The following is an 18,699-nucleotide window of genomic DNA, read 5'->3' as shown; positions in this document are numbered from 1 at the left end:
GTCATGTCCTTGACTGTCGTCGGCGCTGGTCCGAGTCGGCTCCCCAGACCAGCCGCAAGGTCTGCTCTCGTGAGGCGTTCCGACGGATGGTGATCAGCCCCGCGGGGGCTGTGCGGGCGAGGGCGACCAGGGTGCGTCGCGTCTGCCACTCGGCGAGCAGGCCCATCGCGGTCCGGGCCGTCATCAAGCCCGCCATCAGCGCGGTCGACTGCCAGGTCAGGGCTCCCGCAGCCAGAGCGGTCAGCGCCGCCCATGTGTCGTGCTCGGGGGAAGTCAGCGTCACACTTCACTGTCGTGCGACCGGCCCTGGGCGTTTGGTCGCCTCCGCTGGATTCGGGGTCTGAGGAACATCAGAACCGGATCGTGCGCTGAGCCGCAGGTCAGCTGAGTGCTGGGGGCGATGCCCCAGCCGGCTTTGTCCAGGCCCGCAAGCTGCGGCCGATCAGGTTCTGCGCGAGATGACCATGATGTATTCGCAGGGAGCGTTCGTTCGGTTGGCGAAGCCGTGGTCCGCGTCGGCCTGGAAGAACAGGGAGTCGCCTGTGTGCAGGGTCTCGCTGATCCCGCCGATCGCGACGGTGAGGGTGCCTTCGAGTACCACGAGTTGTTTCTCCGTACCCGGCGGATACGCGGGCAGCAGCCCGGTGGAGACCTGCGCGGGGAGGTAGTGGACGACCATCTCGGCTCCTCCCGTGCCCGGGGCCGCTGACACCATGTGCCGCTCGAAGCCGGTTTCCGGGTCACGGAAAACGGGGCGATCGTTCTTGCGCATGACAATGGCCACACCAGACGCGGCAGCGGCCGGCGCACCGATCAGGTCCGAGAGCGACGCGTCGAGCGCGTGGGCGATCCTGGACGCGACGCCGATCGTCGGGCTCTTCTCACCGCGTTCGACCTTGGACAGCATCGCCCGGCTGACCGACGACTGTGTGGACAACTGCTCCAGCGTCAGGCCCGCCTCCTCGCGACGTCGCCGCACGTTACCGCCGAACGCGCCGGCCAGGTCGTCACCGTGCTGTAGTCCGGCCGCGTTTCCGTCTTGCTCGACCACCGTGCTCCTCGATTGATGGGTACCTCGCTCGCCCACAGTGTAGGGTTTCTCCTAAAGAAGATAGAGTCTTCTATCGAAGACGCGCGATGTGCGCCAACACGACGGAGGTTCCATGCGTTTGATCTCGAGTGGCCAGCACCATGCCACGTTCGAATTCGGCGATCTGCAGGTGGTCTCGTTGCGAGACGGGTACATCGACATGCCGCCGACACGGCTCCGCGACGAGGATGGGCGCACGCTCGATGAGCTGCCGGCCGCCGTCCCGCTGGCCGGCGACAACTTGCGGCTGTCGGTCAACGCCTTTTTCGTCACCGACGGCACGCGGTCGGTTCTCATCGACACCGGCGCGTCCAACGCCTGGCACGACCCCACCATGGGATTGATCTACGACGCGCTCGACGAAGCGGGAATCGACCGCGCGCATGTCACCGATGTGGCCATCACCCACAAGCACGAAGACCACGTGAGCGGCCTGATCGCGCCGGACGGTTCAGAGGCGTTCACCAAACTCGAGCGCGTGTGGATCGGCGCGGGCGACACCTCGGTGTTCACCGGGCGGCTCGAGCCGATCCGCGACCGGGTCGTACCCGTGTCGGAGAAGGTCGCGATCAACGACTGGACCACCGCGATCCCGACACCGGGCCACACCCCCGGTCACACCGTCTACGAGGTCAGGAGCGGCACCGGCCGCCTTCTCGCCTGGGGTGACACCGTTCACGTTCCCACGCTCCAATTCGATCAGCCGAACGTGTCCTGGGAGCTCGACGGCAACCAGTCCCAGGCCCGCGCCGCGCGAGCGGCCCTCCTCGAACAACTGACCCAACCACACCACTTCGTAGCCGGCGCCCACCTCGACTCACCCGGCATCGCCCGCGTAACCCCCTCCGGCGACGGTTATGCGCTGGAATACCTCGCACCACCGATCGGCTGACCTGCGGCTCAGCGCTTATCGAAAAGCCTCGTTCGAGCTGAAGACACGCACTCCGCGAGGTCAGCCGCGCGGGCGGTAGACGACCTTGTCCGTCGAGCGGCCGGGATAGACGACGAGCAGGTGCTCCTCCAGCGGCGCATCGGGGTCGTTCTCGTCCCATGGCAGCGTGCGGGCGTGGACGCGCAGGCGGTAGGGGCCTGGACCGGCGACGGCCAGGTCAGGCAGCGGCCCGGCCGCCCCGCTGTCACCGCCCTCGGGGTAGGTCGGCACGACCAGGCGGCCGCTGCGGCTGGCGATGCCCACCTCGACCACCTGGTCCCAGCCGGTGAGCCGGAGCGGCGGAGCGCTGTCGAACGCCTTGACCGTCAGGCACATCGCCGCGTTCTCCTCGGAAGTCACGATGGCGGCGCTACTGCCTGCGGCGTCGATGAACCCGTCCTCGATAGCCTCGAAGATGTCGGCGGCCTCGCCGTCGCCGCCGTAGATGTCCCCAGGATCGCCTGCGCTGTCGTCGCGGTCGTCGAAGACGGCGTAGCCACCCCCTTCAAACAGCATGTACGCGGCCGTGCCCTGCCGCCTGGCCCGCACCTTGGGCCACGGGTCGGCGCACCGGGCGTTGGCCTCGGCCTTCCACCTGGCCTCCTGCAGGTCGCGTTCGGCCTGACGGCGGTGCGCGTCGGCGGTCTGCCGGGCGACGATGCCGGGGCACAGGTACTCCAGAGCCGCGGTCAGCTCGATGGCGTCCCCCATGCCGCCGGCCCGTTTGTGCAGCGCGTGCCGTTCCTGGTCACCGGGCAGCGCGCACAGCCGCGCGCCGTAGGCGAGGACGCGCTGGTCGGCCAGCCGTTCGGGGAACATCGTGCCCGCGGCGAAGGTCTCGCTCCTGGCCAGGCAGAGGAACGACCGCCGCCGCTCCTCAGGCCCGAGGCCGGCCGCAGGCCGGAGTCGGTCGTGGCAGCCCTCGTCCGCGGCCGTGTAGGTGAGCCGGGCGTCCTCCTCGGCGCCGACGACCGCCATCGGCAGCACGAGCACGACGGCGGCGGCGAGCAGCCGCGGCGTCCGCCCGGTTCCGGGCGCCGCGGCGCCCGGGCCGGGCGCGGCGAGCTCATGCGCGGTGCGTGCCGCCCACACGACGAGCAGCCCGTCGAGCGCGTGCACCGCGAGCGACAGGCCGTCGAACGTCACCCGTCCGATCTGGAGCAGCGGGTAGACCTGCGGGACCAGCAGGGCGGTCCAGCCGATGGCGACCGTGACGGCGCTGAACCGCCCGTCGCGTCCCTGCCCGGCGATGATCATCGCCTTGCAGCCGAGGGTCGCCATCGCCACCAGGAGTGACGCCGTCAGCAGCGGGACCTCGGCGAACGGCCGCAGCGCCGCGGCCAGAACCCCGGTCAGGCCGAGCCCGAGGGCGATGATCCGGAACCGGGCCGAGACCCCGGCCAGGGCCCGCACCAGCAGGAATACGGTGGCGGCCCACACGGCCCAGCGCACAACGTACTCCGCGATGTCGGACACGTCGTCGAGGAGTTCCCAGAGCAGCAAGTCGCCGGCCACGTCCGCGTAGAGCAGGCGCCGCAGCCACACCACATCACGCGGCAGCGCCCCGGCGCGCGGCGAGGCCGGGCCGCGCAGGATCTGCCACAGCGCCCACGCGTTGAGCACGCCGATCGCCGCGGGCAGGAGCCACGCCCCGTCGTTCCACGGCCAGAAACCCGCCGTCGCGACGACGACGAACCAGCGCCCGCCGTCGTACCCGGCGGCGACGGCGGCGGCAGTCAGGTAGAGCGCGACGGCGGCAGCGGCCGGACGCCCGAAGCGGTAGCGGGCGACGGCGGCCCGGAGTAAGGCTACGATGCAGATGATCTTATTGGACCGCCCGGGCCGGTCAGCCGGGCCCCAGTCAGAACAGGACGGCGGCCACCCGTCGGTGCGACAACGCGAGCGCTCCGAGGCCGGCAACTACCGATGACGCACCTGGTGATGCTACTGCTGCGCCACCTGACCGAATCGGAGACGCGCGAGTTGCCGACCACGCAGGTCGCCTCCGCCGACGACCTGTGCGGAATGCCGCGTTGGCACATCGGCTGACCCCTGGCGCAGCCGCGCTGCGCGTCGACTCTGTTGCACCAAGCAGGGCTGACGGCGGAGTCCGCAGGCTTGGAGGTCAGGCGGGTGGGCAGCTTTCGAGGGGGTTGGCGGCGATCCGCCCCGCGACATCGTTCCTGACCGATGCGGCGGCGGCGCTGTCCGGTTTGCGCCTCGCCTGGTCCTCGAAGCACGCCAGGAACTCCGCGCCGAATCCCCACCGAGGATAACGGGCGAGTATCTCCGCCCTGGCGTCCGGTGAGAACTCCTCCGGCCGCCGTCCGACCACCTCCCAGCTTGTGGCGACCTGCAGTAGGTGGGACTCGGGGTCGGCGGCCGGGGACACGTCGTCGCGCATGTGCAGGATGATGATCTCGGTGACCCTGGCGGCCCGCTCCGCCGGCCAGCCGGCCACCATGCCGAAGACCCAGGCCAGCTGCCCTCCCGCCTCCTCGAACGGCAGCCTATGGCTGTCGAAGGCCTCCGTCAGCCCGATGTCGTGGAGCAGCGCCGAAACGTAGTAGAGCTCGTCATCGAAGGCGATCCCGTGCGCTGTTCCGTACATCGTTCCCCACAGGTAGGAGCGGACGCAGTGGTTGAACAGCGCGGGCGAGCAGAAACGGGTGGCCACCGACAGCGCCGCCGCGGCAGCGGGAGTCTCCGGAAACATCGGTCCAGCTTTTCATCTGGTCGTCAGGTTTCGATGTCCGACCTTGGTCGCATGCCAGGGGTGGTACTTGATGCGGGGGACGCGCTGATCAAACCCGCGCTGTCGCGCCCAGCCGATAGCCTCACCTTGGCGGATCGTCGACCTTGAGCCTGTCTCCCATGGTGAGGACGAAGACGACCAGCAGCTTCGCCGGTTGCGTCCGGCTGGTGTGCTCCGTGAGCAGATGGCGGGCGCCCGGCTGCTCGACCTGGTTCTCGCCTGGGCGCTCCTGGCCCACCTGTTCGAGGAATCCCTGGCCGGGTTTGAGGCGACCGCCTGATGGCCACCCCGCCTCTGCCCTCGCCGCCGGTGCCGGAACCCGGCGAGTGGACGATCGATCCGGCCAACTCCAGTGTCGGCTTCGCCGTACGGCACATGCTGGTCAGCCGGATCACCGGACGCTTCCCCCGATTCGGCGGGCACATCGTCACCGCAGCCGATTTGGCAGCGCCTCCAGCCCTACGACCAGGTAGGGCTGGAGGTGGCCACGCCTCTGCCGCTCGGCGGGACCGTGTCGGCCCCAAAGGCCGGCGGCTGGATCGACTTCGCCGAGGTCGATCCAGCCGCCGGCCTTCTCGATCTCCCCGGTGTGGGTACGCGCGGTCCCATCACGCTGGCCGTACAGCTTGATGCGCGACGGATCGGTGATGTTCAGCTGCTCAGCGGGGTAGTCCCGACCTGGGCTGGGACCTGGCGAGTATCAGGCGGAAACCGCCGCAGGAACCGGGCCACACCGATCTGGACAGCGAATCCAAGCCGATTGTGATCTCTGCGTCTGGACTCGGTCGTCTCACGGTCGGCGTCATCGAGGAAGAAGCACTTCTCCAGCTGAGCCCGCGTTGGCGGCCCCTGAAACGAGGCGAACTCCGCCGCCTGCTCGTCGGACGAGAACTCGACCGGCACCGCGAACCTCCCATAGGTCCACGACAAGACCCTCGAAGGCTTCCGGTAGCGATCATGGACGGTCGAACCGATGTTCACCAGGACAAACGCGTGGCGCACGATCCGGTTCCAATGTTCCTCAGGCCCCGATTCCTCAGCGTCGTAAGGCGTGACAACTGCCGGGACTCCCGCGGCTGAGCCACGTCAGTCCAGGCAGAACTCGTTGCCCTCGGGGTCGGTCATCACGATGAAGCCGGCGCTCATCGGGGGAGCGGGCTCGTGGCGACGCACCCGCTTCGCTCCCAGTGCGACGAGCCGGTCGCACTCGGCCTCCAGCGCCGCCATCCTTTCCTCTCCCCGCAGTCCGGGAGCCGCGCGGACGTCGAGGTGGACGCGGTTCTTGGCGGCCTTGTCCTCCGGCACCTGCTGGAAGAACAGCCGTGGGCCGTGCCCGTCCGGGTCCTCGATGGCCGATCTCGTGTTGCGCTGCTCCAGCGGTACGCCGGCCTGCGCGAGGAAGTCGTCCCACGCGGCCAGCGGGTCGGCGTCCTCGGGCAGATCGACTCCGGGCGGCCCGGGGTGGACGTAGCCCAGCACGTCGCGCCAGAAGGACGACAGCGCCCGCGGGTCGTGGGCGTCGAAGGTGACCTGGATGTGGCGGCTCATCGGGTTGCTCCGTTCGTGGCGGGTTTCGTGTGCGGGTAGAGGCCGCGCAGCAGGCAGACCTCGGACGGACGGTGGATCAGCTCGTGCCGGATGCGCGGCACCGGATCGGCCACGGGCACCGTCGAGCCGCCGCGCGGCCGTACGCTCCAGGCGTCCGGCGCCGGTGACCGGAAGCACTCGTCGTCGGTCAGGCCGTCGAGCCAGGCTCGGAGCCGGTGGTTCCAGTGAAACTCCCACCGCTCGCCCGGCGTCCGGCTCCAGTCGAGTTCGCCTGCCTCCATGCAGCCACCCTGCCACCCCTGGCGGACAGAACCGGTCCGCCATTCTGGCCGGGGGCGACATGGACATGGCAAGCGGTGACGAGCAGGACCTGGCCACACAGCCGACCGCTCGCGCGGTGAAGCCCGACGTGGGAGGGGCGATCTGTGATCCGGCCGATCCGATGGGCGAGTTGTCGTTCACCGTGTCGGCGACGGTGGCGGAGTTCGAGGCGGACCTGGCGCGGAGTCGGCGTCCGACCCCCGGCCGGCCAGATCACACCTTGCGGACCTGCCCGCCGAGCCAGTCCTGGAAAGTGAGCAAGCCAGGGAAGTGGTCGCGCAGCTTGGCGAGGTCGGCCTGGTAGCCGCTCTCTGCGAACCACTCGAACATCCTGCCCTCGACCGGCAGGGGGACGAGGCGCGTCGGCACTCCGGTGATCTTCTCGTAGATTCCGGCCACCTGGGAGAAGGTCAGCTCATCACCGGCGATCTCGAGTTCCCTGCCCAGGTAGTCGTCCCGGTGGTCGATGACATGCGCGGCGATACGGCCGATGTCGTCGGTGGCGATCAGCTGCGTTGGCCGGTCGGGGAGCACCGGGAGCTCCATCACCCGTTCGCCCGCGGCATCGGCGTAGTGCAGCAGGTTGTCCATGAAGAACACCGGCCGCAGGATGGTCGCGGGCAACCCCAGAGCCCGGATGTAGGACTCGATTGCCGCCTTGCTCTCGAAATGCTCGATTCCGGTGCGTCGCTCGGCACCGCCGACCGAGCTGTAGACCAGGTGCCCGACTCCGGCATCCAGGGCGACGTCGGCGACGAGCATGCCCTGCCGCACCTCGGTCTTGAGGGTCTCCGGCTCGTAGGCCAGGGCCTGCATGCTGAACACGGCGTCGACGCCACGCATGGCCCGCTCCAGGGACGCGGGGTCTCCCAGGTCGCCGACCGTGAGTTCGGCGCCGGCCAGGCGGCGCGCGGCGAGGCTTTCCGGGTCGCGGACCAGGGCGCGGACCTGCCAGCCGCGGCCCAGCAGGTGACGTGCGGTGGCGCCGCCTTGCCGGCCGGTGGCGCCGATGACCAGAGCCACACTCATGGCTTCACCACCGGGGTGGTCTGGGCCAGCGCGATCCGCCAGGTGTCGCCGTCTTTGACCAGCACGAACGTCAGCGCTCCCGTGCGGCCGTCGTTGACGTGCTTGATCAGGCCGGCCAGCGCCACGTCCGGCCGCAGGAACGTGACGTCGAGCAGCTCGTTCTTGGTCAGCACGTCCTTCAGCGGGGTGCGCAGCGCCTTGGCCATGACCTCCTTGACCTGCTCGCGGCCGCGCAGTCGGGTCCCGGTGAAGTTGACCAGGGTCACCTCCTCGGTCAGCAGCCCGGTGAAACCGGCCACGTCGCTCTGCGACTCTTCGGCGTCGCGGACGACCTGCTCGATCGCCTCGATATCGGAGTTCATGTCGTATCTCCTCAAGTAGCGGAGCGTTTCGCTCCGCTTGGAGACTATGCCGGAGCGAATCACTCCGCAACCGGTAAGGTGTGTGGCGATGACCACGCGCAAAGACATCGCAGAACGCAACGACCGCGCATTGCTCCAGGCCGCCCGGGACGTGCTCGCCGAAGACGGGGCCCACGCCTCCGTCGCCGCCGTCGCCGCCCGGGCGGGCGTCGGCATCGGCAGCCTTTACCGCCGTTACAAGACGAAGGAAGAGCTGTTCCAGCGGCTCAGCGTGCTGTCCCTCGACCATTGGAACGAGGCGGCTGAGCAGGGCCTGACTGATCCCGATCCGTGGACGGGCCTGGCGGCATTCGTCTACGGTTGCGTTGAGTTCGGGCAGGGCTCACTGGGGCCCATCGCCGGCGCCGTCGAGGTGACCCAAGAGATGGGCGCCAAGTCCCGCCGCGGCGATGAGCTGCTCGATGAGCTGGCGCGGCGAGCGCACGAGGCCGGTGTCCTCCGCAGGGATGTGACCGCGGTCGACATCTCGCTGCTCATCGAGCAGCTCGGCCGTTCCCCGGTGGTCGACCAGCTTCGCAAGCAGGGCAGGGACGACCTGCTGCCCGCCGCTGCCGAGGCTCGCCGACGGCTGATCGCGATAGCGCTCGACGGGTTGCGGCCGGGACGTGACCCGTTGCCCGGTTCGCCGCCGGGCGAGGAGCTCTTCACCGGCCGCTGGTCGAGCCGGTAGGGGGCGGCCGGAATACGCCGGAAACACACGGCGTCACCACACTCCCGCAGGTCGTCGCCCCTGTGTCCGGCCGGGCCGGTCTGAGCATGCACCGGATGACGTGCCCGACTGGAGCGGCCACTGGCCGTCGCGGGCCCGCTGCTGCGCGCGATCCCGTTCCTGCGCTGTTCGGCCGCAGGCGTACGACCGTATCCCGGCCATGGCCGACCGCCCGTCATGGGGAACCACGCGGCTCCCGGGCCGCCGCCCCGCCTGGCTCCGGGAATCCCGGACCCCCTCGAGACCAGGATCGGCCGGACAGCGAAAAGGGTCAGCCGGATCGGCGTTTCCGCAACCAGATGAGAACTCCGACGATCTCCACCAAGAGCATGATCACAACTGCGACAGCCCCTCTCTGCAGGGGGACGATGTGCGACTCGCTGTCGACCACGCTCGGATCATCCGCGACATAGATGATCGGAACCTCGTCGCCCTCGGCGTACTTCCCTTCGATCTCCTCGACATGCCGATCCCCGCCCACGACAAAAGCGATCTTGGCATAATGCGCGGGAGGGTTCTTTCTCTGTGGCACGGATCTGGTGGACACCACTACCCCGGTGCTCCGAACGCCGTGAAGCTGCAGATTGAGAAGCTTTATGCTGTTCATCGTCAGGATGACATGAACGGCACCCCACAAAAGGACCAGCGAGACAACGACGAATGCCGAAACAACGCGCAAGTAAAGGTGTCTCCCACCTGACTCGCCAAACGGCGTGAAGCGCCGGCGTAACCATTCGACCATCGGCCCTGGCCTCCCACACGAACGGCGGCGGAATCGTCGACCGAAGGGGGCGTACCCGGCGCCTCCCTCCGCCCCTCCGGGCGGGCGGAGGCCGATCGGCACGCCCAACAGTCTGCATTGAAAACAATCGACGCGCCATGTTTTTGAACGCCAGAAGAAACAAGTCGTCGGCCGTGGACAGCGTGGGCGTCGAGCGTTCGTTCAGGTCGGGAAATCCCATTAAAGACCGTGTCCGGAATCAGATTCACATAACCAGTCGAACCGAAACCCCCGTGCCGCGGGACCTCGCTGTCCGTGCTGTTGCGCGAGCGCGGTCCCCGCAGGAGCGGCACGCCGACGTCACGCGCACTGCGCGACGAATTCGCGGAAGGGCCGGGGACGGTCACGTATCACTACGGGTCCTTCGCCTTCGAGAAGGGCGAGCCTGCCGGATCCGACGCTTTCCAGGTTGACGAAGGAGACGTCGGCGCCGAGATCCGCGGCACCGGTGGCGGCGCGGACTTCACCCGGATGCTCGGCGTCGACGTCCGTCGGCGATATCCGATGGATTTACGAAAGCCGGGTGCCGGATCTCTCGCGTCCGGCAGGATGATCACATGACGATGAGGAACGGCAGGCGGTGGAACCACAACATCCACTACCACCCCCGCATTCTTCGCGCGGTCCCCGACGGCGCTCGGCGCGCCCTCGACGTCGGCTGTGGAGAGGGCATGCTCGCCCGCGAACTCCGGCAGGCCGTGCCGCACGTCACCGCCATCGATCTTGACGCGCCCAGCATCGGCCAAGCCCGTGAGCACCCGGACGACGTCGACTACATCCTCGGTGACTTCCTCACCCACCCCCTCGAGCCCGCCTCGTTCGACGTCGTCGCGTCGGTGGCCACCCTGCACCACATGGACGCCGCCACCGGGCTGGCCCGCATGCGCGACCTGCTGCGCCCCGGCGGCGTCCTGGCCGTCGTCGGCCTCGCCCGCAGCACCATGCCCGGCGACCTGCCGCGCGACCTCGCCGGTGTCGCCGTCGGGACCCTCCACCGAGCCCTGAAAGGCCACTGGCAGCACCCGTCCCCCACGGTGTGGCCGCCGCCGGTGACGTATCCGCAGATGCGAGCGCTGGCCGCCGAGATCCTGCCCGGCTCCCAGTACCGTCGCCACCTGCTGCTGCGCTACAGCATCACCTGGCGCAAACCGCAGGAGTGAGAGAGGACGGGCGGCCAGGTCAGGCGCGTGGGGCGAACGGCGGCACGGGTGGTCTTCATGACGCGCCGGCGGAGGTCGTCGGCGCAGGCGGGGATCAGCCGGCGCGGAGCATCCGGCGCGGCACCGACGGGGCGATTCGCATCAGGAACGGCAACAGGCGCGCCCTGCCCACGTAGATCTCGGAGCGGCCCCCGGCGAGCCCGTCGGCGATCGTCCGCGCGGCGGACTCGGGGCTGATCTTCCGGCTGCCACGACCGCGTGTCATGTCGGTGTCGATCAGGGGCAGCACGACCTCGACGGCCCGGACGCGACTGCCGGCGTCCTGGAGCTGGTACCGCAGGGCGCGCGTGTACGTGGACAGGGCCGCTTTGGTGGCGCAGTACACCGGTGCGGCGCGTTTGGGGGCCAGTGCGAGACCGGAGCCGATGTTCACCACCGCGGCGCGGTCGGCCGCCAGCAGCATCGGCAGCGTCTGCAGGGTGAGCAGCACCGGGGCGGTCAGGTTGGTCCCGATCTCCTCGGGGACGGACTGCAGGGCCCGCCGCGTGGGACCGGCGAGGTGGTCGATCTCCTGTTGAATCGCCGCGTTGTTGACGAGGAGATCGAGGCCGCCCCATTCCCGCTGGAGTACGGCGACCAGGCGGGAACGGTCATCCGGCGCCGCGACGTCGCACCGCACCGTGAGCACGTCCGTTCCGAGGACCCGCCGGGCCCGTGCCAGCCGGTCGGGATCGCGTCCGCACAGTGCGACGCGGGTGCAGCCGCGGCGCAGGAGTTCGGCGGCGAGGGCGAGTCCCACGCCGCCGCTGCCGCCTGTCACCAGGGCACGGTCATAGGGGAAGGTCATGGTCTGTCTCCGTATGGTTGATCGCTGTCCGGTACCGGCCGGGGCTGGTGCCCGTACGCCGGGCGAACTCACGTGAGAAATGGGGGCCGTCGGCGTACCCGGCCAGGAAGCCGACCGCGGACAGCGGCATGCGGGTGTCGGCGAGCAGGAACGTGGCGCTGACGACGCGTGCGGTCGCCACCACGGCCGAGAACGAGCCGCCCTCCTCGCGTAGCCGCCGCTGCAGGGTGCGGGCGGACATGCCGGTGGCCACGGCCAGGTCACGGACCGTCCAGCGCCTGGCCGGGTCGGCGGCGACCCGGGCGAGGACCGTGCCCGTCACGGGCCCTTGGCCATGTCCGGTCAGGCGGGGGATGCCTGGTTCCGGGTCCGGCGGAGCCCCGGGCGTCCAGGCCAGGTGGAAGCGGTCGACCGGATCCGGTGGCACGGGACCGGTGAGGCGGCCGTGTTCCAGCAGCACGGCGCCGCCGGGCAGGCTCAGCCGGACGGCCTTACAGCCCTGAGACGCGAGCAGGCCGGCGAGCACGCCCGCCACCAGGAGGCTCTCGTGCCGGGTGGGCGCAGGCCCCGCCGGTGCCGTGTGATGGACGCAGGCGTCGCGGGGCCCCGCGACGGTGATGACCGTCCGGTGCCGCGAATGGACGTATCTCTCAAGCCGCCCCCACCTGGCCAGGCACTCGTGCGCGGTGGGCGCGGCGGCCAGGACGCGGCCGAACGCGTCGAACGGCGCGTCGGCCGCGGCCTGGCCGGCCAGGAGCAGCTCACCCTCGCCATGGGCGTTCGCGACGGCCGCGAGCAGTCGTCGTTTGGCGGCCAGTGACACACGCGGCCCGTCGTACGCGGCGGCGGCCGGAAGCCGAAGCCCCCGGCGACCCAGCGACATGGTGACCAGCGTCACCATCGCCGCCGAGGAGTATCCCTCATCCACTCCGATCACCTCCGCCAGCGAGCGTACGGACGGCGGCGAGCCGTGTCGTGAACGATCGCGCCAATCGCACCCAGGACGCAACGGCCTCCACCCGGGTTCGTGCGACAGGCCCAGGAGCGGCTCTGCGCGTCCTCCTTGCCAATGCATGAGTGAATCAGGATATCATCGTCATATGGCGATTGATTCTGAGGGCGGCCGGTGTGTCAGCGCCGACATCGCCGCGGGCGTCTCCCCGGCAGCGGCGCTGTTCCGCTCACTGGCCGACGAGACCCGGCTGCGCATCGTGCAGCGGCTGGCCCGAGGCGAGGCCCGCGTGGTCGACCTGACCACCCAGCTCGGGCTGGCCCAGTCCACGGTGTCCAAGCACCTGGCCTGCCTGCGCGACTGCGATCTGATCGACTACCGCGCCGAAGGCCGCCAGTCCTTCTACTTCCTGACCCGGCCTGAGCTGATGGACCTGCTGGCTTCGGCCGAGCAGCTGCTGGCCGCCACCGGCCACGCCGTGGCGCTGTGCCCCGCCCACGGCATCCAGCCGACCGGCGCGGCCGCGGACAGCGGCCTGGCGCTCAACAGCTGCGTGAGCGATCGAAAGGACATCGCCCCGTGAACCGCCGCACGATGCCCGCGACGGTGCGGGCCGCCTATTCGACCGAAATGCGCGCCGCCCGTGTCAGCGCCGACACCGAGACCCGCTGGCGGCACCTGGAGCGCGCGCACATCATCTCCCAGCCCTGGCCCTGGCCGCACACCCGCAACCACCTCGCCATGTTCGCCCTGGCCGTCCGCCGGCGCGACCGTCGTGAAGCGTTCGGCCAGTTCGTCCGGATCATCGTGGCCGCGCCCGGCAGCGCCCTGGGCCGCTATCCCGAAGGCAACACCGGCCGCGCCGCCGTGGGCCTCACCCAGCCCATGCCCATGCCCGCCGACCTGGCCGAGCTGCTGCGGGCGGCCTGACCTGGCAGGGCAAGTCCCTCTCCGGACGCGGCCGAGCTCAACTCAGCGCCTGCAGCGCGTACAGGCAGGCCAGGGCGATGGCCAGGGTTCCCAGCAGCAGCCGCAGGCCGGTCTCCGGCAGACGGGGCTGCAGATGGGCGCCGAGATAGCCGCCGATCAGGCCACCCAGGCCGCACAGCAGGCCCAGCGCCCAGTCCGGCGCGATGTCGCCGGAGGCGGTCAGCGCCAGGACGGCGTAGGTGAGCGCTCCGGCGATCGAGGTGACGAACGTCGAGGCCAGCGCGGCGGGGGCGACCGTGGCGACCGGAACACCGCGTCCGGCCAGGATCGGTCCGAGCAGCGACCCGCCGCCGATGCCGTACATCCCGCCGACGACGCCCACGGCCACCGCCAGCGCGGTGACGCCACGAGGGGAGGGGCCGTCCGGCGCGCCGGGGTGACGGGGCGGGCGCAGCGTGCGCAGCCACAGCCACAGTCCCAGTGGCAGGAGCAGGAGGGCGACCAGGAGCCGGAACACCTGCGGGCCGGGCAGGAGGAAGACCCGCACGAGCGCGCCGACGACGACGCCGGGCAGGGTGCCGAGCACCAGCAGACGGGTCAGCGGGCCGCCGAGGTGACCGCGCTCGCGGTAGCGCAGCAGCGCACCGGGGGTGGCCACGACGTTGAACAGCAGGTTGGTGGGCGTCACAGCCGGGCTCGGCACATTCAGCACGCTGAGCTGGACCGGGAGCAGGAACACCGCTCCTGACACCCCGACGGGGGCGGTCACCACCGCGATCAGCAACCCCGAGACGAACCCGAGCAGTCCCTGCCACCAGCTCATCGGCTCACCGCTCGTGCTCTCCGTCCGCTGAGGTCGTTCAGAATGATGACATGACGGATGGGCGACGTCGCGGCACCTCGTTCAGGCGCCGACCGTCCGCCGTCTCGCGGCAGGTCGGCACCCGGTAAGCGTCGCACGGCGAGGTCACATGGCGCACGAGCCGTCTTCGCCTCACAGTGGTGACCATGCTGAACCGAGTAGCCGTCCTGTCCGACGTTCACGGAGTCCTGCCGGCCCTGGAGGCAGTGCTCGCCGAACCAGACATCAGCACCGCCGATCGCATCGTGCTCACCGGCGACATCACCGCGGGTCCGCAACCGACCCAGGTTCTCGACCTGCTGACCGGTCTCGGTGACCGCGTCGTCTGGATCAGCGGCAACGCCGACCGTGAACTCCTCGAATACCGCCGGGGGCAGCGCGACACGATCCCCGACCCGATCGCCCCCTGGGCGGCCGAACAGCTCCGCGACGACCACCTCGAGCTTCTCGGCTCGCTGCCGCGATCGCTCTCCCTGTCCGTGCACGGCCTGGGGAAGGTGCTGTTCTGCCACGCCACCCCCCGGGACGACGAGGAGGTCGTCCTGGTCGACTCCCGCCTCGACCGCTGGAAGGAGGTCTTCGACGGACTCGACGCCGACATCCGCACCGTGGTCTGCGGCCACACCCACATGCCGTTCGTCCGCCTCGCCCACGGCAGGCTCGTCGTCAACCCCGGCAGCATCGGCATGCCCTACGGCAGAACCGGAGCGCACTGGGCCCTCCTGGGCCCCGGTGTCGAACTGCGAACCACGAGCTTCGACATCGCGGCCGCCGTCACCCGGATCAGCCAGGAATCGTCCTACCCCGAAGTCGCCGAGTGGGCCGACTACTTCCTGCACGCTCGCGCGACCGACACGGACGCCCTCGAAGCCTTCGCCCCGCGGGACGGACGCGACCACGCACCGTGAGGCGTGGGTGTCGCGGTGCGGCCGGGCTCGGACCGGGCCGTTGACACGTCGTTGTCTGCCAGACTGCTGGCCATGACAGAGGTGGTCGAGGCGCGCGGCGACAGGGGACAGGTGCGCGTCGGCATCCTCGGTCCCCTGGTGCTGGACACCGCCACCGGCCCGACGCGGGTCGGGGGCGCGCGGCTGCGGGCGTTGCTGGCCCGGCTGGTGCTGGACGCCGGGCGTGCCGTCCGGCCGTCGACCTTGGTCGAGGCGCTGTGGGGCGAGGCGGCGCCGGCCGACCACCTGCACGCGCTGCAATCGCTGGTGTCCCGGTCGCGGCGCGTCCTGGGCGACCCCGGGCTGCTCACCTCGGGCCCGGCCGGGTACCGGCTGGCCGTCGAGCCGGACGCGGTCGACGCCGTCCGGTTCGAGCGGCTGGCCCGCGCGGGCCGGCGCTCGCACGCGCAGTCCCGGCCCGCCGAGGCCGCCGCCACCTTGCGCGAGGCCCTGAGCCTGTGGCGCGGCCCCGCCCTGGCGGACGTGCGCGAGGCGCCGTTCGCCGCCGCCGAGGCCGAACGGCTCGAGCGGGCCCGGCTGGCCGTCCTGGAGGACCGGGTCGAGGCCGACCTCGCGCTGGGCGCCGACCTCGACCTGGTCGCCGAACTCGAATCGCTGACCGCCGCGCACCCGTTCCGCGAACGGCTGCACGCCCAGCTGATCCGGGCCCTGGCGCTGAACGGCCGCGGCGCCGAGGCGCTGGCCGCCTACCAGCGGATCCGCGGCCTGCTGGCGGACAGCTTCGGCAGTGATCCCGGAGCGCAGCTCCAGGAGGCCCACCTGGCGGTGCTGCGCGGCGAACTTCCCCGGTCCCGCCGATCGCACGGCAACCTGGACGTCCCGCTCACCAGTTTCGTGGGCCGCGACGACGACGTCCGCCGCGTGGTCGAACTGCTCGGCCGAGTTCGGCTGGTCACCCTGGTCGGTCCCGGGGGAGCGGGCAAAACCCGGCTGGCCAACACCGTCGGCCGGCGGCTCATGCCGTCCGGCGGGGTGTGGTCCGTCCCGCTGGCCCCGGTCGGCGCGGCCGACGTGCCCCGCGCGGTGCTCGACGTGCTGCGGGTGCGCGAAGAGGGCGCGCCGCCGCGGCCTGTCACCCCGCAGGCGGTTCTGGACCACCTGGTCGAGACACTCGCGGACGACGACCTGGTGCTGGTGCTGGACAACTGCGAGCACGTGATCGAGGCCGCCGCGACGCTCGCCGGGGCCCTGCTCGGCCGGTGCCCGAGGCTGCGGGTGCTGGCCACCAGTCGGGAACCCCTGTGGATCGACGGCGAGACCTTGCACCCGGTGCTCCCGCTGGAGCTGCCCGAACCGGGGGCGACGGTGGAGCGGGCCCGCGCCTGCGCGGCGGTCCGGCTGTTCCACGACCGGGCCGCCGCGGTGCGGCCGGACTTCACGCCGGAAGGCGGTGCGTTGACGGCGGCGGTCGAGATCTGCCGCCGTCTGGACGGCCTGCCGCTGGCGATCGAACTGGCCGCGGCACGGTTGCGCGCCCTGCCGGTCGAGGTGGTCGCGGCACGGCTGGACGACCGGTTCCGGCTGCTCACCGGGGGCAGCCGCACCGCACTGCCGCGACACCGGACCCTGAGCGCCGCGGTGGCCTGGAGCTGGGACCTGCTCGACGCCGACGAGCGGGCGCTGCTGGAGCGGCTGTCGGTCGTGCCCGGCACCTTCACCGAGGACGCGGCGGAGGCGATCGGCCGGTTGGGCGACGTCCGGGAGCTGCTGGCGGCGCTGGTCGACAAGTCCCTGCTGCACCCGGCGGAGTCCGCCGACCCGGTCGAGCCGCGCTACCGCGTGCTGGAGACCATCCGGGAGTACGGCCTGGAGCAACTGGCCCGGCGCGACGAGGTCGACGTCGCACGCGGGCGGCACGCCGGGTTCTTCCTTTGGCTGGCCGAGACCGCTGACCCGTGCCTGCGCACCTCCGACCAACTGCGCTGGCTGGTCCGCCTGTCCGCGGAACGGGACAACCTGTCGGCCGCGATCCGCTGGGCGGCAGAGTCCGGCGACGCCGACCTGGCCGTCCGGTTCGGCGTCGCGCTGTGCTGGTTCTGGTTCCTGCGGAACCACCCGCCGGAGTCGCTGGACCTGCTCGGCCGGGTGCTCCACGCCCGCGGCTCGGCCGAGCCGCAGGCACGCGCGCTGGTGGTCGCCGCGCACGCGTTCGCCAGCATCGAGGTCATCAGCAGGCCGGAGGAGGCGGAGGCGGTCTTCGACCGGATCAGGAAGGCGCTGGAGTGCGCCGCCCCCGGCACCCACCCCATTCTGGAGATGGCCCGTCTGGCGCTCGCCATAGGCTCGGGACGCGATCGAGCCGCACTGGACATGTCCGGCTCCCCGGACGAGCGGACGGATCCGTGGAGCCGGTCGTTGGCTCTGCTGGCCCAAGGCGTGCTGGCCATGAACACCGGGCACGCCGCCGAGGCGACGCACCTGCTGTCGCACGCGTTGACCGGCTTCGAGGAACTCGGCGAGCGGTGGGGCCTGGCGATCACGCTGAGCACCCTGAATTCTGCGTTGCAGCGGGCCGGCGAACCGGCCGGTGCGCCCGAGCTGGCCGAGCGGGCCACCCGGTACTTCCAGGAACTCGGCATGCCCGAGCACACGGTGGAGAACGAGGTGGCGGCCGCGCTGCACCGAGCTCACGCCGGCGACGTGGACGGCGGGCGGCGGCAGCTGACGGACTTGCTCGGCCAGATCGAGCCGACCGGGTCTGCGGAGTCGCGAGCTCGGGTGTGCCTGGGCTTGGCGCGACTTGAGTGGCGGGCCGGACGGCCGGGCCCTGCCCGCGAACACGCCCTGGGCGGCTTGGCCGAGGCGCCGTCCGGCCGGTCGACCCCGCATCTGGTCGCGTTGCTGCTGGGCGTGCTCGCCCAGGTGGACGTCGCGGAGGGCCTGCCTGACGAGGCGGCACGCAGGCTCGACCACCCGGCGGTGCACCTGACGCTGACCTGGCACACGCCGGTCGCGGCCTCGACCGCGATCGCGGTCGCCGCGATCGAGCTGTGCCGCGATCGGCCTGAGGGGGCGGGACGGTTGCTCGGAGCCGCCACCGTGCTGAAGGGCTGGGACGACCTCGGCGACGCCGACGTGCGGATGATCACACAGCGGGTCACGGCCGCCTTGGGCGCCGCCGGATTCACGGCCGCGCACGCCGCGGGTGCGGCGATGTCGCGGGCCGAGGCCGAAGGCCTGGTGTCCGCGATCATCACCGCGCCTGCGGCGGATCGCGCCGGTCAGCCGACGTGAGCCGCGGTCGGCACCGGCTTGCCGAACATGGTACAGGTCACGGCGGTCTGGAGCGCCTGGGCGGCCTTGGCGATCTTCGGGTCGGACCCGAACTCGGCCCAGGACTCCGTTGAGATGAGGACGATCGCCGTACGGCCGCCGGCGCGGTCGGTGAGGGTGC

At 71.0% G+C, this 18,699-nt stretch carries 23 protein-coding genes; 9 read left to right on the top strand and 14 right to left on the bottom strand.

What is annotated here, in order from left to right:
• Position 1: 1 nt before the first annotated feature.
• Together PKF00_RS29045 and PKF00_RS29040 are read right to left on the bottom strand one after the other, a co-directional pair.
• Positions 2-283 (bottom strand): hypothetical protein, encoded by a 282-nt coding sequence (locus tag PKF00_RS29045; RefSeq protein ID WP_271220847.1) that lies wholly within the window; start codon positions 281-283, stop codon positions 2-4.
• A 159-nt stretch (positions 284-442) separates the two neighbouring features.
• A complete protein-coding gene (locus PKF00_RS29040) occupies positions 443-1,051 on the bottom strand; it encodes a helix-turn-helix domain-containing protein (RefSeq protein WP_271220846.1) in 609 nt (202 codons plus the stop codon).
• 112 nt (positions 1,052-1,163) lie between these two features.
• Here PKF00_RS29040 and PKF00_RS29035 point away from each other — a divergent pair, with 112 nt between their 5' ends.
• Complete coding sequence (locus tag PKF00_RS29035) at positions 1,164-1,982, top strand: MBL fold metallo-hydrolase (protein ID WP_271220845.1); 819 nt, start codon at positions 1,164-1,166, stop codon at positions 1,980-1,982.
• Between the two features lie 60 nt (positions 1,983-2,042).
• Here PKF00_RS29035 and PKF00_RS29030 read toward each other — a convergent pair whose 3' ends face one another.
• The 3 genes from PKF00_RS29030 to PKF00_RS29020 form a co-directional block, all read right to left on the bottom strand.
• Positions 2,043-3,941, bottom strand: coding sequence for a hypothetical protein (locus PKF00_RS29030; RefSeq protein ID WP_271220844.1), 1,899 nt, complete (start codon positions 3,939-3,941; stop codon positions 2,043-2,045).
• A gap of 205 nt (positions 3,942-4,146) precedes the next feature.
• Positions 4,147-4,737 carry an HD domain-containing protein gene (locus PKF00_RS29025; RefSeq protein WP_271220843.1) on the bottom strand — a complete coding sequence of 197 codons (591 nt, stop codon included), beginning with the start codon at positions 4,735-4,737 and terminating at the stop codon, positions 4,147-4,149.
• 121 nt (positions 4,738-4,858) lie between these two features.
• Complete coding sequence (locus PKF00_RS29020) at positions 4,859-5,014, bottom strand: cupin domain-containing protein (RefSeq protein WP_271220842.1); 156 nt, start codon at positions 5,012-5,014, stop codon at positions 4,859-4,861.
• A gap of 41 nt (positions 5,015-5,055) precedes the next feature.
• Here PKF00_RS29020 and PKF00_RS29015 point away from each other — a divergent pair, with 41 nt between their 5' ends.
• On the top strand, positions 5,056-5,406 hold the full coding sequence (locus PKF00_RS29015; protein ID WP_271220841.1) for a YceI family protein: 351 nt from the start codon (positions 5,056-5,058) through the stop codon (positions 5,404-5,406).
• Between the two features lie 21 nt (positions 5,407-5,427).
• Here the strand turns inward: PKF00_RS29015 and PKF00_RS29010 are convergent, their stop codons facing one another.
• The 5 genes from PKF00_RS29010 to PKF00_RS28990 form a co-directional block, all read right to left on the bottom strand.
• The gene (locus tag PKF00_RS29010) at positions 5,428-5,778 is read right to left on the bottom strand and encodes a DUF4158 domain-containing protein (RefSeq protein ID WP_271220840.1); all 351 of its coding nucleotides are present in this window, start codon (positions 5,776-5,778) and stop codon (positions 5,428-5,430) included.
• Between the two features lie 84 nt (positions 5,779-5,862).
• Positions 5,863-6,324: a VOC family protein gene (locus PKF00_RS29005; protein ID WP_271220839.1), complete on the bottom strand. Its 462-nt coding sequence runs from the start codon at positions 6,322-6,324 to the stop codon at positions 5,863-5,865.
• Entirely contained in the window at positions 6,321-6,605 is a 285-nt protein-coding gene (locus tag PKF00_RS29000) for a hypothetical protein (protein ID WP_271220838.1), read from the bottom strand. The genes PKF00_RS29005 and PKF00_RS29000 overlap by 4 nt, the downstream gene beginning before the upstream one ends.
• 253 nt (positions 6,606-6,858) lie before the next feature.
• Positions 6,859-7,674: an NmrA/HSCARG family protein gene (locus PKF00_RS28995; RefSeq protein WP_271220837.1), complete on the bottom strand. Its 816-nt coding sequence runs from the start codon at positions 7,672-7,674 to the stop codon at positions 6,859-6,861.
• Positions 7,671-8,036 (bottom strand): SgcJ/EcaC family oxidoreductase, encoded by a 366-nt coding sequence (locus PKF00_RS28990; RefSeq protein ID WP_271220836.1) that lies wholly within the window; start codon positions 8,034-8,036, stop codon positions 7,671-7,673. Before PKF00_RS28990 ends, PKF00_RS28995 begins: the two co-directional genes overlap by 4 nt.
• Positions 8,037-8,124: 88 nt before the next feature.
• On the opposite strand from PKF00_RS28990, the gene PKF00_RS28985 reads away from it, so the two are divergent.
• Positions 8,125-8,766 (top strand): TetR/AcrR family transcriptional regulator, encoded by a 642-nt coding sequence (locus tag PKF00_RS28985; RefSeq protein WP_271220835.1) that lies wholly within the window; start codon positions 8,125-8,127, stop codon positions 8,764-8,766.
• Between the two features lie 310 nt (positions 8,767-9,076).
• Here PKF00_RS28985 and PKF00_RS28980 read toward each other — a convergent pair whose 3' ends face one another.
• On the bottom strand, positions 9,077-9,412 hold the full coding sequence (locus tag PKF00_RS28980) for a hypothetical protein (protein WP_271220834.1): 336 nt from the start codon (positions 9,410-9,412) through the stop codon (positions 9,077-9,079).
• 429 nt (positions 9,413-9,841) lie between these two features.
• Here PKF00_RS28980 and PKF00_RS28975 point away from each other — a divergent pair, with 429 nt between their 5' ends.
• Positions 9,842-10,147 (top strand): hypothetical protein, encoded by a 306-nt coding sequence (locus PKF00_RS28975; RefSeq protein WP_271220833.1) that lies wholly within the window; start codon positions 9,842-9,844, stop codon positions 10,145-10,147.
• Positions 10,144-10,746: a class I SAM-dependent methyltransferase gene (locus PKF00_RS28970; RefSeq protein WP_271220832.1), complete on the top strand. Its 603-nt coding sequence runs from the start codon at positions 10,144-10,146 to the stop codon at positions 10,744-10,746. Before PKF00_RS28975 ends, PKF00_RS28970 begins: the two co-directional genes overlap by 4 nt.
• A gap of 94 nt (positions 10,747-10,840) precedes the next feature.
• Here PKF00_RS28970 and PKF00_RS28965 read toward each other — a convergent pair whose 3' ends face one another.
• Both PKF00_RS28965 and PKF00_RS28960 read right to left on the bottom strand, forming a co-directional pair.
• Positions 10,841-11,593 (bottom strand): SDR family oxidoreductase, encoded by a 753-nt coding sequence (locus tag PKF00_RS28965; protein WP_271220831.1) that lies wholly within the window; start codon positions 11,591-11,593, stop codon positions 10,841-10,843.
• Positions 11,577-12,521 carry a helix-turn-helix transcriptional regulator gene (locus tag PKF00_RS28960; RefSeq protein ID WP_271220830.1) on the bottom strand — a complete coding sequence of 315 codons (945 nt, stop codon included), beginning with the start codon at positions 12,519-12,521 and terminating at the stop codon, positions 11,577-11,579. Before PKF00_RS28960 ends, PKF00_RS28965 begins: the two co-directional genes overlap by 17 nt.
• A gap of 172 nt (positions 12,522-12,693) precedes the next feature.
• Between PKF00_RS28960 and PKF00_RS28955 the strand changes: the two genes are divergently transcribed.
• Complete coding sequence (locus tag PKF00_RS28955) at positions 12,694-13,128, top strand: ArsR/SmtB family transcription factor (protein WP_271220829.1); 435 nt, start codon at positions 12,694-12,696, stop codon at positions 13,126-13,128.
• On the top strand, positions 13,125-13,475 hold the full coding sequence (locus tag PKF00_RS28950; protein ID WP_271220828.1) for a DUF3703 domain-containing protein: 351 nt from the start codon (positions 13,125-13,127) through the stop codon (positions 13,473-13,475). Before PKF00_RS28955 ends, PKF00_RS28950 begins: the two co-directional genes overlap by 4 nt.
• Positions 13,476-13,512: 37 nt before the next feature.
• Here PKF00_RS28950 and PKF00_RS28945 read toward each other — a convergent pair whose 3' ends face one another.
• A complete protein-coding gene (locus tag PKF00_RS28945; protein ID WP_271220827.1) occupies positions 13,513-14,298 on the bottom strand; it encodes a sulfite exporter TauE/SafE family protein in 786 nt (261 codons plus the stop codon).
• 185 nt (positions 14,299-14,483) lie between these two features.
• Here PKF00_RS28945 and PKF00_RS28940 point away from each other — a divergent pair, with 185 nt between their 5' ends.
• Both PKF00_RS28940 and PKF00_RS28935 read left to right on the top strand, forming a co-directional pair.
• Positions 14,484-15,245 carry a metallophosphoesterase family protein gene (locus PKF00_RS28940; RefSeq protein ID WP_271220826.1) on the top strand — a complete coding sequence of 254 codons (762 nt, stop codon included), beginning with the start codon at positions 14,484-14,486 and terminating at the stop codon, positions 15,243-15,245.
• 72 nt (positions 15,246-15,317) lie between these two features.
• Entirely contained in the window at positions 15,318-18,539 is a 3,222-nt protein-coding gene (locus tag PKF00_RS28935; RefSeq protein WP_271220825.1) for an AfsR/SARP family transcriptional regulator, read from the top strand.
• The last annotated feature ends 160 nt before the right edge of the window (positions 18,540-18,699 follow it).

It is taken from the genome of Streptosporangium carneum, from assembly GCF_027922005.1.
GTDB lineage: Bacteria > Actinomycetota > Actinomycetes > Streptosporangiales > Streptosporangiaceae > Streptosporangium > Streptosporangium carneum.
Note: the sequence above shows the minus strand (reverse complement) of the source record. Positions and strands in the feature narration are given on the sequence as shown.

Bases quoted from the DNA above. Each gene is read 5' to 3' on its own strand.
- PKF00_RS29000 (WP_271220838.1), bottom strand. From the start codon at position 6,605: ATGGAGGCAGGCGAACTCGACTGGAGCCGGACGCCGGGCGAGCGGTGG.
- PKF00_RS28990 (WP_271220836.1), bottom strand. From the start codon at position 8,036: ATGAACTCCGATATCGAGGCGATCGAGCAGGTCGTCCGCGACGCCGAA.
- PKF00_RS28940 (WP_271220826.1), top strand. From the start codon at position 14,484: ATGCTGAACCGAGTAGCCGTCCTGTCCGACGTTCACGGAGTCCTGCCG.
- PKF00_RS29035 (WP_271220845.1), top strand. From the start codon at position 1,164: ATGCGTTTGATCTCGAGTGGCCAGCACCATGCCACGTTCGAATTCGGC.
- PKF00_RS28985 (WP_271220835.1), top strand. From the start codon at position 8,125: ATGACCACGCGCAAAGACATCGCAGAACGCAACGACCGCGCATTGCTC.
- PKF00_RS29015 (WP_271220841.1), top strand. From the start codon at position 5,056: ATGGCCACCCCGCCTCTGCCCTCGCCGCCGGTGCCGGAACCCGGCGAG.
- PKF00_RS29005 (WP_271220839.1), bottom strand. From the start codon at position 6,324: ATGAGCCGCCACATCCAGGTCACCTTCGACGCCCACGACCCGCGGGCG.
- PKF00_RS28995 (WP_271220837.1), bottom strand. From the start codon at position 7,674: ATGAGTGTGGCTCTGGTCATCGGCGCCACCGGCCGGCAAGGCGGCGCC.
- PKF00_RS29025 (WP_271220843.1), bottom strand. From the start codon at position 4,737: ATGTTTCCGGAGACTCCCGCTGCCGCGGCGGCGCTGTCGGTGGCCACC.
- PKF00_RS28935 (WP_271220825.1), top strand. From the start codon at position 15,318: ATGACAGAGGTGGTCGAGGCGCGCGGCGACAGGGGACAGGTGCGCGTC.
- PKF00_RS28970 (WP_271220832.1), top strand. From the start codon at position 10,144: ATGACGATGAGGAACGGCAGGCGGTGGAACCACAACATCCACTACCAC.
- PKF00_RS28945 (WP_271220827.1), bottom strand. From the start codon at position 14,298: ATGAGCTGGTGGCAGGGACTGCTCGGGTTCGTCTCGGGGTTGCTGATC.
- PKF00_RS28980 (WP_271220834.1), bottom strand. From the start codon at position 9,412: ATGAACAGCATAAAGCTTCTCAATCTGCAGCTTCACGGCGTTCGGAGC.
- PKF00_RS28955 (WP_271220829.1), top strand. From the start codon at position 12,694: ATGGCGATTGATTCTGAGGGCGGCCGGTGTGTCAGCGCCGACATCGCC.
- PKF00_RS28965 (WP_271220831.1), bottom strand. From the start codon at position 11,593: ATGACCTTCCCCTATGACCGTGCCCTGGTGACAGGCGGCAGCGGCGGC.